This is a genomic window from Phaeocystidibacter marisrubri (assembly GCF_008933165.1).
Classification (GTDB): domain Bacteria; phylum Bacteroidota; class Bacteroidia; order Flavobacteriales; family Schleiferiaceae; genus Phaeocystidibacter; species Phaeocystidibacter marisrubri.
The window spans coordinates 1,094,620-1,109,754 of record NZ_WBVQ01000001.1; the positions used below are offsets into that span (position 1 = coordinate 1,094,620).

Genomic DNA, 15,135 nt, shown 5'->3' on the forward strand with positions numbered 1-15,135 from the left:
GTGCTGATTAAATTCGGTAATCCTTGAGACGATCCATCATTTTCTTGCGGGCCAAGAAGATTCTACTCTTCACTGTACCCAATGGGATTTCCAAAATTTCGGCAATTTCTTCGTATTTGTAACCATTATAGTGCATCATAAATGCTTCCAAGTAGTTTTTATCAATGGATTCTACTTGTCGCATGATGTACTCATGATCTACGAGACTGTCCGTATCCACGGTTTTGGCTGATTCACCTGAATTGATGAAATAGCGATTCTCCGTATCGTCTACGAATGTGTTTTGATTCTTCTTCTTGCGATAATTGTTGATGAAGGTGTTCTTCATTATCGTGTACAACCAACCCTTGAGGTTCGTTCCAGCACGATACTTATCCTGATTCTTTATGGCTTTATAGAAAGTCTCCTGAATCAGGTCATCAGCGTCATCTCCTCTCTTCGTCAACTTCAATGCAAGTTGCTTTAGAAAAGAATGATGTTGGTTGATAAGGTTCCCGAATTCGGCGTTTGACATCTTAGTAGTTTTGTTTAACTATTTGAAATCAAAGTTAAACATTTTGTTTCAACATTGATTAAAAATGATCAAAAGATTTCCTCAAGGTTCAGAATGCGCTTAAACACTGAGTTTTTCGAAAAGGGCCTTCTTCAAAGAGGCAATGTCTGGGGTCAATACGAACCTTTCATCCAGTCTAGATGCATCGTATTCACGGATTTGCTGTCCAGTGATGAACCATTTCAAATCTCTTCCGTCTAGCAAATCAACGGCCGATTTGAAATAAGTATCTAAGTCCGAAGAACATGGAGTAGTTGTAAAAACACTCACGAGACCATCGGCTTTCATTCGAACTACAACTTCTTTCAAATAATCAATAGGCACGCTTTGACCGAGGAACACGACCCTGTGCCCTGCATTCCGGAGAATGAAGTTAAGATAGAGCAAACCGAGTTCGTGAAGCTCACCCGATGGTAGATAAAGAACTAGAGTTTTTGAATAGTCTGATTGGTTCATAGAGAATACAGAATCAATCGCCACAAACAGCTTTTGCTTGATGAGATTAGAAGCAAAATGCTCGTGAACCAAACTGATTGTATTCGTTTGCCATAGCAAACCAACTTGTTGAATGAATGATCCGACTACTTTCGAGAAAGTCTCTTCAGACCCAATCTGAGCGATGCTATTCGTCAAGATTCTATCAAACATAAGCTCGTTAAAATCAAGCATGGCTATTTTAAGACCGTTTACTTGGCTCTCGTAATTACCATTGTATTTCGACGAGTCAAGCACAAGTGCATTTCTCTCAGCGTCAGAAAGTTCTGCAACCTTGGAGATCTTCATCCCATTATGTACGAGCGTTGAAACGTTCAACAAACGTTTGAGATCACTGTCGCAATAGAGTCGAATATTGGTATCTGTCCGTGCCGGACAAACTACGTTGTAGCGCTGTTCCCACACACGTATGGTGTGCGCTTTAACTCCTGTTAATCGCTCTAAGTCTTTTATTGAGTACTTACTCTCCATTGCAATTTTAACTTCTGTTTAACTGTATAACCGGAAAGTTCAACAAAAGTGCGAAAAAAAATGAGATTTGTTTCTGCCTTGTGCTTCTACGCGTGTAATAGCTACCTTTGCGCGCTAATCCAACACGGAAGAACACGACATGGGCTTTAAGGAAGAAATTGCACGTAGAAGAACCTTTGGTATTATCTCTCACCCTGATGCCGGTAAAACGACACTAACAGAGAAACTTCTCCTATTTGGTGGTGCAATCCAAGAAGCAGGCGCTGTAAAATCGAACAAGATTAAGAAAGCTGCTACTTCCGACTTTATGGAAATTGAGAAACAGAGAGGTATCTCTGTGGCTACTTCCGTAATGGGATTTGAATATGCAAACAAGAAGATTAATATTCTAGATACTCCTGGTCACCAGGATTTTGCAGAAGATACCTATCGCACGCTTACCGCCGTAGATAGTGTGATTGTAGTCATCGACGTTGCAAAAGGTGTGGAAGCTCAGACCGAGAAACTCGTTCAAGTTTGTAGAATGCGCGACACTCCAATGATCATCTTCATCAACAAATTAGACCGTGAAGGTAAAGATGCCTTTGACTTGCTAGATGAAGTGGAGCAGAAACTCGGCCTCTCCCTCTGCCCTATGTCGTGGCCTATTGGAATGGGACAACGTTTTCAGGGTGTTTACAATATGTGGGGAAATAACCTTCAGTTGTTTAGTGCTGCGAGTAAGCAGAGAATAGCGGAGTCGATTGAATTTGACAACATTGAAGATGAAAGTCTGAACGATCACATTGGAAGTGATGCAGCTGATACACTACGTGAAGAAGTGGAATTGGCTCAAGGAGTTTACCCTGAGTTCAATCGAGATGAATACCTCAAAGGTCAGGTTTGTCCGGTCTTCTTTGGTTCAGCTTTGAATAATTTCGGCGTTAAAGAGCTACTCGATTGTTTCGTCGACATTGCACCTGCCCCTCAGCCTAAAGCAGCAGAAGAAAGATTAGTAGAACCTAGCGAGAAGGATTTCTCTGGTTTTGTATTCAAAATCCACGCGAACATCGACCCGAATCACCGAAGTCGTATTGCCTTCGTTAAAGTGGTGTCAGGGACCTTTGAACGAAACACCAACTACCTACATGTTCGTCAGGGTAAATCTTTGAAATTCAGCAGCCCAACAACGTTTATGGCTTCTAAAAAGGAGATTGTAGACGCAGCATATCCTGGAGATATTGTCGGTTTGCCGGACACAGGAAACTTTAGAATTGGAGATACGATTACCGGTGGAGAAACTCTTCATTATACTGGAATCCCGAGCTTTTCACCTGAGCACTTCCGCTTCATTAATAACGCAGATCCTCTTAAAGCTAAGCAGCTCAACAAGGGGATTGATCAATTAATGGATGAGGGGGTTGCACAGCTCTTTACTCTCATTCAAAACGGAAGGAAAATTATCGGAACCGTTGGAGCCCTTCAATACGAAGTAATTCAATACCGCTTAGAGCACGAATACAATGCAAAGTGTTCATACGAGAATTTCCCTGCCTTTAAGGCCTGCTGGATTGAAAGCACTGACAACGATCAACTAGAAGAGTTCAAACGCTTAAAGCAGCGTTATCTCGCCACCGACAAGTTCGGTAAGCTCGTATTTCTTGCCGACTCAGCCTTTGGATTACAAATGGCACAAGACAAGTTCGACAAGATTACCTTTCACATGAAGAGTGAGTTCTAATTAGGCCGAAATTCCAATATTCGAATTTGCCAGTTTGAGAATGGCGGTAGGTGTATCGCAAAGAACCACCTTCCCTTTATACATCGCAATGGGAGCCCGAAGTAATTCGGGACGTCTTTTGATGGCTTCAATCCACACCGCAGGGTTGTACTCTCTTCCTTTGTGAATTCGCTGATACTCGGGATCCGCTTTATTCAACAAGCTCTTCGGGTCGCCGTCAAATCGGTCTAGAAGAATTCGGAATAAAGTACCTGATATGGGAACGGAACTCACTTCTTGCTTGTTCACGTGCGATGTAATGGTTAGCGCGTAGGCTAAAGTCTGACGATCACGAGAATTTCTCGCGTTGTACAGAAGGGTTAATTCTCTTTCGTTGAAATGCATGACTCTTGTAGATGGGTTGTTCCTTCATAAGATACTAAAAATGAGGGACATTAAATCTATCATCATGCTAGAGTATAAGCTTTACGGGCTGCGTCCTCTTCGCAAATCGGCAGGGGGCCACCGCTCCTCCTCCCCACAATCAAGGTACGAATCAAACCACGCTTAGTCGTAGGATAAACGTTTACTTACGCCTCTACCCTCACAAAACTAAACTTCTATCACCCAATCTTCAACCTATAAAAAAAGCCACCTACACAGTAGATGGCTTTGTATAAAATAGGAATAGAAAACGTTACTTCTCTCCTCCTGATATGAATTGATCCATAACCACATCGCTCACTCCCATGTTTGAGAAGCCGCCATCGTGGTAGAGGTTTTGAAGCGTCACTTTCTTCGTGAAATCGCTGAACATCATAACACAGTATGATGCACACTCATCTGCATCAGCATTACCCAGTGGAGACATCTTGTCTGCGTAGGCTACAAAACCATCAAATCCTTTGACACCAGAACCTGCAGTTGTCATGGTTGGTGACTGACTAATGGTATTCACACGAACATTCTTCTTCACACCCCAGTGGTAACCGAAGCTACGTGCAATAGATTCCAAATACGCCTTGTTGTCGGCCATATCATTGTAATCTGGGAAGGTGCGCTGTGCTGCCATGTACGTCAATGCGAGGATACTTCCCCACTCATTCATGCAATCTAGATTCCATGCGGTTTGCATAACCTTATGGAAAGAAACTGCTGACACGTCCCATCCTTTCTCCAACCAATCGTAATTCAAGTCGGTGTAATGCTTGCCTTTGCGAACATTGACAGACATTCCGATGGAATGCAACACGAAATCAAGCTTACCTCCCAAGTGCTCAACTGCACCCTTGAACAGCTTGTCAAGATCTTCCATATTGGTGGCATCCGCAGGAATGATAAGTGATCCCGTAGCCTCAGCCAATTCGTTGATTTCACCCATACGCATAGCGATAGGCGCGTTTGTCAATACAAACTCAGCACCTTGAGCGTGACATTGCTCCGCTACTTTCCAGGCGATTGAGTCTTTATTAAGGGCGCCAAAGATGATTCCCTTTTTGCCGGCTAATAGATTGTTCGACATATGTTGGATAGATTAAATCAATTGTTGAGCGGGCTAAGATACGTATTTGATATACTTAGTCATTGGCCAAAAGCTCCTTTGCATTAGCACGAGCCGCTTCTGTTGCCTCTTTCCCACTCAATATTCTACTTACTTCTTCAATTCTTTCATCAGGATTAAGCTGACGAATATGTGTGCGAGTTGCTCCAGCATTTACCTGTTTTTCAACTAGGTAGTGGGCTTGTCCTGCTGCAGCTATTTGAGGAAGGTGGGTAATGGCCAAGACTTGCATATTGCTGCCCATTTCTCGTAGGATTTCTGCAACACGCTTTGCCGTTTCACCACTGATACCAGTATCAATTTCATCAAAAATGATAGTCGGCAAGCCTTTTACTTTACTCATCAGCGCTTTGAGAGCAAGCATCACCCGTGAAAGTTCACCACCACTTGCGATCTTACTGATGGCCTGCGGAGTTCGACCTGCATTGGCAGAGAAAAGCCAGACCATTTCATCAACCCCGGAACCCGAAGGTTCTACCGCGGCTAATTGAAGCTGCACACGAGCATCGGGCATATTCAAACGAGTGAGTAATTCTGCAATGTGATCTTGAACTACAGGAAGCACACTCTTTCTAGATTGTGTCAACTTCACAGCGGCGTTATCCCGCTCCTTTGCAGCTTCCTCAACTTCTTTCTGAGCTTCGGCTAGATGTTCTTCTAGTCTCTCGAAGGTATCAAGCTTAACTGCGATGTCGTCGCGAAGCTCCATGAGCTCTTCTATGCTTGAAGCTCGATGCTTTGCCTTTAAATGCTGGAGAACACCCATTCTGTCATCAAGCACTTGCAAGCGATGTGGATCCGACTCTAGATCTTCCGCAAGAGATGACACTTCTGAGGAAATATCCTGCAATTCTATCCTTGAGGATTGAACTCGCTCCACCATGGATTGAATTCTTGAATCGTATTTAGCCCCTGAAGTCAAGCTAGACATCAATGCATCTATGTTCTCTAACAGTCCATTGGATTCAACCAAAACTCGATCGGCATTACCTAAAGATTCTGCTACATCCTCTGCATGCTGTAATCGATGAAGCTCTTCTTCAATAACTTCTTCTTCATTTGGGTTGTCAATTTTAGCTTCCACCAATTCGTCCAAAAGGAATCGCTGATAATCCATATCCAGGCCATCTGTTGACTTTTGAAGAAGCTGTTCGTGATCAGTCACGGCTTTTCTCCATTTGGAATAGGCCGATTTATAGGATTTGAGCTCTGAGGCATTATTGGCCATACCATCGATCAAATTCAGCTGAAATGCAGGATCTCTCAATAAGATGGTGTCGTTCTGAGAGTGAATATCGATTAACCGATTGGCAAAAGCGGATAAAGCCGTAACCTTGGTAGGGGTATCGTTTACAAACGCCCTAGATTTTCCCGAAGGCAAGATTTCTCGACGAAGAATGGTTTCGTCAGCATAGTCTAAGTCGTGTTCATCAAACAGACTCTCCATACCATAGCCCACAATCTTAACGGTCAATTCTACGATGCACTTTTCATCGGCATTCAAGGCCGATTTTAGATCCGCTCGGTCACCTAGAGCTAAACCAATTGCACCAAGTAAAATGGACTTCCCCGCACCTGTTTCGCCAGTAATTGATGAAAATCCCTTGTCGAACTGCATATCCAGCTCGTCAATCAACGCATAGTTACGTACGTGTAGACTTGTTATCATAGTAATAGTACTCCTCGATCAAAGATAGGAGTTGTTCCCGAAGAAAGAAGGAAATTGAAGAGCTTGCTTAGGGAAATTACTGACCGGTAATGGCGTCGTAATCGGAAGCTCTTGGACCATCTATGGTCTGCAGTACTTCTACCAAATCACGAGCTTCCATTTTTGGACCTGCACTAAAAATGTTGATAATCTCATCACTTTTAGCTTCCATAAAGACTTGCATTAGGAATGAACCTGGTCTGCGTTGATGTACTTCTTTCAAAGCCATCAAACTGCTTTTGATTTGGAGTTTTGCCGCTTCTTGCTGACTTGGGTCGTACATTTTGTCCAACCCTAAACGATGATAGGTGTATAGTGTGTTAATCACTTGCGAGAATGCGGGGTTCAACAAGTTATCGACCAACCAATATCGGTTTCTGTTGCTATCAAAAGATCTCCAACCGGTTGCTCCATTATCATTCTGAGCTGCGGCCGCAATTCCTTGCGCTTTCACAAAGTACACCTCTCCTCCACCTGGGCTAAAGGTTGCTTGATCTAAACCGATAATCACATAAGCGTAATAGGCCAAGATGGAAGTCATATTACTCAAATGTTGATTCTCTACGTAATCAATAGGCGATCCTTCAACGTATTCGAACTGAATGGCGTTGTCTATCCAGTTTAAGACTGGAGATTGATAAGTGGAGTTGTAAACCGGTCGACTGTAATTCACTTGCAGTTGTCCCGAAAACTTACCAGACTGTTGGTCGTAGGAATTTATAGTAAAAACGAAAGAACAAGCAATTCTCTCCTCCTGTTCGTATTTCTCGTTAGTCCACTTTCTATTATTCATAAACTCCTGAAGCGAAGTAGCCAAACTGTTGAAGATGGATTTATCCGTAATCTGAACCGCTGGCGCTTGCATTACAACCGTCGCCATGAGTTCTTGACCCGTTGATCCGAAACTCAATAAAATTACAGCAATACAAGTGGAGAGAAACTTACGCATGTAGTTCATTTATCTTTTCGAAGATGCGTACCGCAACTTCATCTTTGCTCATCAACGGTAATTCTGTACGATTCTTATTTCGATCAAAGAGAATTACCTTATTGGTATCGTGTCCAAAACCCGCACCAGAGTCACGAAGACTATTCAGCACAATCAAATCGAGCTTTTTCTTTTCTAGCTTCGATTGGGCATACTCTTCTTCATTGTTGGTTTCTAAGGCAAAACCAGTCAAGAACTGACCAGACGTGCGCTTTTGTCCCACGTCCGAAAGAATATCTACAGTAGGAACAAGTGCGATGGACCAATTGCTTTCCGACTTCTTCTGCTTTCGAGTAAGGACTTCAGCAGGCTTGTAATCGGAAACTGCGGCCGAAAGAATAATAATGTCGGCTTTTGGTAAAGCCTTCATCACTGCCTCGTGCATTTCATCGGTACTCACTACTCTTTCCAGTGTTAAACCAGATCGATTGAGATTTTGAGAAGTGGGGCCTAAAATGAGATGCACTTGAGCTCCCAACTCCAATGCAGCCTTAGCCAGACCAATCGCCATTTTACCAGTACTGTGATTCCCTATAAAACGCACAGCATCAATGGCCTCATAAGTTGGTCCGCCATTGATTAGAACCCTCTTTCCCGAAAGTGGTAATCCCGCTCTGAGTGTCTCTTCAATAAATTGAATAATATTCTCAGGCTCAGCCATTCTACCTTCGCCACTTAAACCACTTGCCAACTCCCCAACCTCTGAAGGAATGAGGTGGTTGCCAAAAGATTGAAGCGCGGAGATATTCGCTCCATTTGCTGGATGAGCGTGCATATCCAGATCCATTGCAGGGGCAAAGAATACAGGACATTTGGCGGAGGCATAGGTTGCCGTAAGTAGATTGTCGCACTGACCACTTGCCATTTTACTCAAGGTGTTTGAGGAGGCAGGTGCTACAACAAATAAATCGGCCCACAATCCCAACTCCACATGATTATTCCACACCGAGTTCCCTGTCTCATCATTTGTAAACGATGACAGAACAGGGTTTTTACTCAATGTAGATAAAGTGAGAGGAGTCACGAATTCCGTTGCGGCTTCCGTCATTACAACACGAACTTCCGCTCCGGCCTTCACGAACAATCTCACTAAGTGAGCTGACTTGTAGGCCGCGATACTGCCGGTAATCCCTAAAAGGACCTTCTTACCGTGCAGCATAGCTAACTTAGAATACCTTCTTTACGTCGTCTGGGTAGCGCGTGTGCACATTCCCTTCCAACCACTCTTGAAGCGCAAGAGCTTGTGGTTTTGGAAGACTTTCGTAAAACTTAGAAACTTCGATTTGTTCTTTGTTTTCAAAGATCTCCTCCAAGTTTTCTGTGTGAGTTGCGAACTCTTCAAGCTTTTCGTGAAGCTCTTCACGAATCTCATCATTGATCTGATCAGCACGACGTGCGATCATGACCAATGCTTCGTAAAGGTTCTCAGTTGGCGCATCGATATCGTTAAAATTGCGCGTAATAGTAGTGCGTGGTGCTTGGCTCTTCTTGTAATCCATCAAGAAACTAATTAACCGTTCAAAAATTCTTCAATGTCCTGATTTACATCGTCAGCATCTTCTCTGAATTCACTTTCAGGATACGCACGAATAAAATCAAGATATGCTGTTCTCGCTTCTCTAAAGCGAGCTTGTTGCTTGTCTAATACACTGTTCTCAGCTAATTTAAATGCTGAAACCATCCGGTAATACATTGCCTCTTCTCGGTACGGAGTGTCCGGGAAATCGTTCAATGTGTTGTTAAACGATACTACGGCCGCTTGGTAGCGCTGTGTGTGATAGTACTGATGAGCGATTTCGAAACTCTTCCTCTCCAGTTTTGCTCTGAGCTCATCTACCATTTCATTGCACTCCGGAATAAAAATCGATCCACTATGAGTATTGATGAAGAGCTGTAGTTCATTCATTGCTTTATACGTATAGCTCTGATCTAAGCTATACTTTGGCGCTTCTAGGTAATAGCACTTTGCGGCTAGAAACGCAGCTTCCTCGGCCTTTTCATGACGAGGAAAGGTTTGAGCAAATGTCTTAAAGTGATATCCCGCTAGAATGTAATCTTCCAAATGATAAAGCGATGAAGAGTAGTAATAATACACATCTCGCACGCGCATTGTTCCTTGGTAAAGAGTACGCAGTTCATCAAATAGACCGAACGAATAGTTATATTCTCCGTTTTCGTAATACTCCAATGCCTTGTCGTACTTGTACTCCAAGTCTGTACTCTTCAAGACGCGCTGATATTCATTGCATCCTGTGAAGAGAATCATTGTCGAAATGACAAAAATGTATAATCCCGTTTTTCGAAACATCTTGCAAAAGTAGTGGAAATCCAAGAACGTAGAAAGTATCAATTTCGCATTCCTTCCCACCAAGTTTTTATTGCCTCCGCTACTTCGGGTCGGACATCCCCTTTCCCCTGCTCTATTCGCCTCCCGCCAAGTGCTTCATGAAGTGCCAAGAGCAACTGTGTTTTATTCAGCTTATAAATGACGTGAACGCCCATTTGGCGCAGCGCTTCTGCATTGCAGTGTTGTTCGTATTGACCTTTTATGGGGATAGTAACGAGCGATATTCCCAGGTGTAAACATTCTGCCGGAAGCTCAAATCCAGAAGCACAAAGCACCCCTTTTGATCGCAAAAGTTCTGTCGAAAACTTTTCTGCATTTATGGGTTTCCATTCTAAATTCTGCTCACTGAAGTCAGATTTAACACTTTTATGGAATACAATGAAGCGATATGGCATGGCTGAAAGCACCCTCTTTAGCTTTTTGGCACCAAAGGCGGGCAAGTACACGATTACTTTATCTCCAACACGGTGGTTGCTGAGCAAAACATCTTCGCGAATTACCGGAGGGAGAATGTGCTGATCGAATCGTTGAAAGTGAAAACCCAATCCTTCAGAGAAAGGTGCGTACCACCTCAATACCCACTTCCCAAAAGGCATGAATAGCGTTGGTTTTGGCGCATTCTCGGCCAATACCGCTGCTTGATGACTCAGCCCAAATACGGGTACTCTCTTTTTCTTTGCCGATCGGATGGAAACACTTTCAAAATCGTTGATGATGAAATCGTATTGTTCCACTGGCATTTCTTCAATCTCTCTTTTGAAGACTGTAAGTGAATTCGAGCGGAGGGTTTTTAAAATGGAAACACTTCCCGATTTCGAATACTCCATCGTAATTCCTCTACCCGTCCATACCGGTGGAACGGGTAACTCTACTTCGCTGTTCTTGCCAACTAGGGCAAAATCAACATCAAAGTACTTTATCAAACTGGGATATAGGGTACGCGCTCTAGAAACATGACCATTTCCTGTCCCCTGAATCGCATACAACACTTTAGGCCGATTCAATGATCTGGGTTTCTTTGAGAAGTTCGGCCAATATTGCTTTCGGACTCGCTTCTATTAATACATCTTGTGACTCATCTTCAACATCGCTCATGTCGTGTTGATACATGGTCCATTTTCCCTCATTATACTCAAGCGCTGTGCAATTCTCCACCCAGTCGCCTGAATTGAGGTACATAGTTTTCCCGTTCTTAGTTTCCACCTCTCGCATTTGAGGTTGATGGATATGTCCGCAAATCACATAATCATACCCTTGATCCACCGCGAGCTCAGCAGCTGCGTCTTCAAAATCGGTGATGTATTTCACAGCTTTTTTAACGCTGTTCTTGATCTTCTTTGACAAACTGTATTTCTCACGCCCCATCTTTTCTAGAGCGTAATTCATCCAACGGTTTATCAAAATGAGCATATCATATCCCCAACCTCCCAACTTAGCCAACCAGCGTGCATTCTGAATACTCGCATCAAAGATGTCTCCGTGGAAAATCCACATTTTTGAACCGTCCTTTTCTAACACCAACTTATTGCGCAGGTGAATTTTTCCGAGGTCGTAATCGGCAAATCGACGAAGCAGTTCATCGTGATTACCCGTTAGGTAATACACATCGGTCCCCTTGCTCGCCATGTGCAAGAGGCGTTTTAAAATTCTGAGATGTGATTTAGGGAAATATCTCTTTCTAAAATTCCAGATATCGATGATATCTCCATTTAAAACAAGAGTGCGAGGTTTTATACTGCGGAGATATTGATGCAGCTCCTTCGCGTGGCAACCGTATGTTCCAAGGTGAACATCACTGATTACTACGGTATCAACTATACGCTTTCGCATTCCTAAAGGTTTGAACAAAGGAAACCCTCTGTTCTTACCCTTAGGTTAATACGATATGAAGATTGATGTCACTTGGTCAAGCGATTGGTCTCGTTCTCGAGCTTCATGTAAAGATCGTTTGAGATGGGCCAAAGTGGCAATCGGAGCGTGTCTCCACAAATTCCACGTTGCTTGAGAACTGCTTTGATTCCACCTGGATTACCTTCAGCAAAAAGCATCTTGGTCACCTCAAACAATTGATAGTGCATTTCTCTTGCGCTATCCAGTTCGCTAGAAAGCACGCTTCTCACCATTGGAGTAAAGATCTCAGGAAAACCTTGTCCACTCACTGAAATCACCCCATCGCCTCCAAGAGCGACAATGGAGTACGTCAAGTTGTCGTCTCCGCTGATAACGGCAAAACCAGCTGGACGTCCGTTGATGATCTCCATCACCTGCTCCAAATTACCAGAAGCTTCTTTCACAGCGATGATATTGTCGAAATCATGTGCCAATCTCAAGATTGTAGCCGAAGAGATGTTGGAAGAAGTTCTACCTGGGACGTTGTAAAGGATGATATCAACAGGAGAAACTTCAGCAATTGCCTTGTAATGTTGATAAATGCCCTCTTGTGTTGGCTTGTTGTAGTACGGACTTACCGATAGTATCGCATCAATGCCTTCTGGAATACCCGATTCCAAAGAAGAAACTACTTCCGCCGTGTTATTTCCACCAACTCCTAAAACCACTGGAAGCTTGCCCGCATTGGCGATCAACACCGTGCTGACTACTTCGAGTTTTTCCTCTGCGTTCAAAGTGGCACTTTCGCCAGTTGTTCCCAATACCACGAGGTATTCTACACCACCATCGATGCAATGGTGAACGAGTTTAGTCAATCCTTCGTGATCAACCGAACCATCCTTTGCAAACGGTGTAACGAGCGCCACACCTGTTCCTCTAAATTTATGCGACATATTTAATTTTCTTAAGCCAATTCTCAATTTCATTTATGACATCACTCCATGGCCGATCTTCCACTCTAACTTGTAAATCGTATGGATGAGGATCAGCACCAGCAGGTCCAACGACTAATCCTGCATTTATCATGTAAGGAATAAGCGGAGATAACCCTTTAGATTCTGTGCAAAGTTGCAAAACGAGGTCGTATCTGTGAGAGATAAAGTCATTAAAATCTGGACTAGTTGGAATGCCCTTCCAAGAGGACTCATTCGCGTAGAGCGTGTTGCGTTCTCGAATGGATTCCTTCTTTTTGGACATCTTTTGCTGAGAGATTTTTAGCACATGGGCATGTCTTCCATGGTGCCGCCACTCATCCATAACACGATCTATCACTGCCTGATCAGATCCCGATAGTTGAGGAACGATCACTCCGATTCGTGTAGCCTTCTCCCATCCCGCAAACTCCCTAGAAGGCTTCCAAGCTTCTACGGTCTTCTTATACCAATACTTCTTCCCGAATATCATTTAGCTATCATCTGATCAAATTCATCTTCCGAAAGAATGGTAACTCCCAATTTCTCAGCCTTTGCCAATTTACTCGGCCCCATTCCTGAACCAGCAAGTAAGTAGGTTGTCTTTCCTGAAACCGAACTAGCTACTTTGCCTCCATTTTTCTCGATTTCCGCTTTCAATTGATCTCGTTCATATCGCTCGAAAATACCCGATACAACGAAAGTTGATCCGCTTAATAATTCGGTTGCACCTTCGGTTTCAACTAGCTCCATCTGCAGACCAGCTTCTTTCAATTTATTAATGAAGTCAACATTCCTATCTTCTTCAAAATAAGATACAACGGAGTTTGCGATTCTGTCACCAATCTCATCAATTTCCATCAGTTGCTCTACACTAGCAGCACGTATAGCATCCATGGATTTCAATGATTTGGCCAATTTCTTAGCTACGGTTTCTCCTACGAAACGAATTCCAATCCCAAAGAGTACACGCTCAAATGGAATCTCTTTACTCGCCTCTATCCCACGAAGCATGCGCTCTACTGATTTCTCTGCAAATCGCTCCAGTGGAAGCAAGTCTTCTGCCGTTAAACGGTATAAATCTGCTGCATTTTGAATAAGGCCTTTATCAAAGAATAATTGAACCGTTTCACTTCCCAGTCCATCGATATCTAAGGCCTTTCGAGATATGAAATGTTCAACTTTTCCTCTTTGTTGTGGCGGACAATAGAGTTCATTCGGACAATAGTGTTGTGCTACTCCATCATCTTTCTTCAGCGTCTCTCCACATTCCGGACATTCTGAAATAAAGAGTACAGGTTCACTGTCCGAAGGTCTTTCGGACTCATCTACTCCTACAATTTTAGGGATAATCTCTCCTCCCTTTTCAACCAAGACCGTATCGTTAAAATGCAGACCTAATTTTAAAATTTGATCGGCATTATGTAGCGAAGCACGTTTAACGGTGGTCCCTGCAAGCTGCACGGGCTGTAGATTTGCGACAGGTGTAACAGCTCCTGTTCGGCCAACTTGGTACGAAACGCCTAACAACTTTGTTCTCGCCTGTTCTGCTTTGAACTTATAGGCAATGGCCCATCTCGGCGATTTAGCGGTATATCCCAATACCTCCTGATCTGAGTAATTGTCAACTTTAATGACAATTCCATCGATTTCAAACGGCAAATGGTTGCGCTTAACATCCCAGTATTCAATGAACTCAAAAATTTCATCAACATTGGAAACCCTTCGAATGAAGTTCTTCTCAGCTGGCGGCGTTTTAAACCCCCAGCGGGAGGCCGCCTCAATGCTCTCAAAATGCGAGCTAAAACGTCTATCACCGGTCAATACATAGTATAGATAGATATCGAGGCCGCGTTGTGCAACTATCGATGAATCCTGCATCTTCAGCGTTCCTGAGGCCGAGTTCCGAGGATTTGCGAACGTATCTAATCCCTCTTCTTCGCGCTCTTCATTCATTTTCTGAAAGGATGCCAAGGGCATGAAGATCTCTCCTCTTATCTCAAATTCTTCAGGAAAGTCTTTTCCCTTCAAATTCATCGGAACACTGCGAATGGTGCGAACATTGGTTGATACATCATCTCCCTTTGTACCATCCCCACGAGTAACGGCTTGGTAGAAAGCTCCATTTTGATAAGTGATTCCAATGGCGACACCATCGTACTTCAATTCACAGACAAATTGCACTTCTTCGCGCTCTAACCCGCTTTGTACACGTCGAATAAAATCCTCTACTTCTTCGCGATTGTAGGTATTGCTCAAGCTAAGCATCGGACGCTTGTGGACTACTGTTTCGAAGTCTTTCGTCACTTGTCCACCCACCCGTTGCGATGGAGAATTCGGGTCATATAGAGCTGGATTCTCCTTCTCTAACCCGATCAATTCTTCGAGCAGTACATCAAACTCTCGATCGCTGATCGAAGGTTGATTTTGAACATAATAGGCGTAATTATGCTCTTCTAGTTCTCGTCTTAACTGATGTATTCTATCTTCAGCTTTACTCATTGCTGTGGAT

15 protein-coding genes are annotated in these 15,135 nt (G+C 43.4%); 1 reads left to right on the forward strand and 14 read right to left on the reverse strand.

Annotated features, from left to right (window positions below):
* Positions 1 to 7 precede the first annotated feature (7 nt).
* Positions 8 to 514 (reverse strand): RNA polymerase sigma factor, encoded by a 507-nt coding sequence (locus tag F8C82_RS04935; protein WP_151692441.1) that lies wholly within the window; start codon positions 512 to 514, stop codon positions 8 to 10.
* A 99-nt stretch (positions 515 to 613) separates the two neighbouring features.
* Positions 614 to 1,519: a MerR family transcriptional regulator gene (locus F8C82_RS04940; RefSeq protein ID WP_151692442.1), complete on the reverse strand. Its 906-nt coding sequence runs from the start codon at positions 1,517 to 1,519 to the stop codon at positions 614 to 616.
* Between the two features lie 139 nt (positions 1,520 to 1,658).
* Here F8C82_RS04940 and F8C82_RS04945 point away from each other — a divergent pair, with 139 nt between their 5' ends.
* Positions 1,659 to 3,239 (forward strand): peptide chain release factor 3, encoded by a 1,581-nt coding sequence (locus F8C82_RS04945; RefSeq protein WP_151692443.1) that lies wholly within the window; start codon positions 1,659 to 1,661, stop codon positions 3,237 to 3,239.
* Here F8C82_RS04945 and F8C82_RS04950 read toward each other — a convergent pair whose 3' ends face one another.
* The 12 genes from F8C82_RS04950 to ligA all read right to left on the reverse strand — a co-directional run bounded on the left by F8C82_RS04950 (position 3,240) and on the right by ligA (position 15,125).
* On the reverse strand, positions 3,240 to 3,623 hold the full coding sequence (locus tag F8C82_RS04950; RefSeq protein WP_151692444.1) for an arsenate reductase family protein: 384 nt from the start codon (positions 3,621 to 3,623) through the stop codon (positions 3,240 to 3,242). It abuts the gene before it with no gap.
* Positions 3,624 to 3,915: 292 nt separating this feature from the next.
* Positions 3,916 to 4,740: an enoyl-ACP reductase FabI gene (locus tag F8C82_RS04955; protein ID WP_151692445.1), complete on the reverse strand. Its 825-nt coding sequence runs from the start codon at positions 4,738 to 4,740 to the stop codon at positions 3,916 to 3,918.
* Positions 4,741 to 4,795: 55 nt separating this feature from the next.
* Positions 4,796 to 6,448, reverse strand: coding sequence for a DNA repair protein RecN (gene recN, locus F8C82_RS04960; protein WP_151692446.1), 1,653 nt, complete (start codon positions 6,446 to 6,448; stop codon positions 4,796 to 4,798).
* A 76-nt stretch (positions 6,449 to 6,524) separates the two neighbouring features.
* Entirely contained in the window at positions 6,525 to 7,436 is a 912-nt protein-coding gene (gene porD, locus F8C82_RS04965) for a type IX secretion system protein PorD (protein ID WP_170266159.1), read from the reverse strand.
* Positions 7,429 to 8,634 carry a bifunctional phosphopantothenoylcysteine decarboxylase/phosphopantothenate--cysteine ligase CoaBC gene (coaBC, locus tag F8C82_RS04970; RefSeq protein WP_151692448.1) on the reverse strand — a complete coding sequence of 402 codons (1,206 nt, stop codon included), beginning with the start codon at positions 8,632 to 8,634 and terminating at the stop codon, positions 7,429 to 7,431. Before coaBC ends, porD begins: the two co-directional genes overlap by 8 nt.
* Positions 8,635 to 8,641: 7 nt before the next feature.
* Complete coding sequence (locus tag F8C82_RS04975) at positions 8,642 to 8,974, reverse strand: DNA-directed RNA polymerase subunit omega (protein WP_151692449.1); 333 nt, start codon at positions 8,972 to 8,974, stop codon at positions 8,642 to 8,644.
* Positions 8,975 to 8,985: 11 nt separating this feature from the next.
* The gene (locus F8C82_RS04980) at positions 8,986 to 9,783 is read right to left on the reverse strand and encodes an outer membrane protein assembly factor BamD (RefSeq protein WP_151692450.1); all 798 of its coding nucleotides are present in this window, start codon (positions 9,781 to 9,783) and stop codon (positions 8,986 to 8,988) included.
* Between the two features lie 38 nt (positions 9,784 to 9,821).
* Positions 9,822 to 10,826, reverse strand: coding sequence for a glycosyltransferase family protein (locus F8C82_RS04985; protein WP_151692451.1), 1,005 nt, complete (start codon positions 10,824 to 10,826; stop codon positions 9,822 to 9,824).
* Positions 10,813 to 11,652, reverse strand: coding sequence for a UDP-2,3-diacylglucosamine diphosphatase (locus tag F8C82_RS04990; RefSeq protein ID WP_151692452.1), 840 nt, complete (start codon positions 11,650 to 11,652; stop codon positions 10,813 to 10,815). Before F8C82_RS04990 ends, F8C82_RS04985 begins: the two co-directional genes overlap by 14 nt.
* A gap of 68 nt (positions 11,653 to 11,720) precedes the next feature.
* Entirely contained in the window at positions 11,721 to 12,605 is an 885-nt protein-coding gene (dapA, locus tag F8C82_RS04995) for a 4-hydroxy-tetrahydrodipicolinate synthase (RefSeq protein WP_151692453.1), read from the reverse strand.
* On the reverse strand, positions 12,595 to 13,116 hold the full coding sequence (locus tag F8C82_RS05000) for a DUF6913 domain-containing protein (RefSeq protein ID WP_151692454.1): 522 nt from the start codon (positions 13,114 to 13,116) through the stop codon (positions 12,595 to 12,597). The genes dapA and F8C82_RS05000 overlap by 11 nt, the downstream gene beginning before the upstream one ends.
* Positions 13,113 to 15,125, reverse strand: coding sequence for an NAD-dependent DNA ligase LigA (gene ligA, locus F8C82_RS05005; protein WP_151692455.1), 2,013 nt, complete (start codon positions 15,123 to 15,125; stop codon positions 13,113 to 13,115). The genes F8C82_RS05000 and ligA overlap by 4 nt, the downstream gene beginning before the upstream one ends.
* Positions 15,126 to 15,135: the final 10 nt, after the last annotated feature.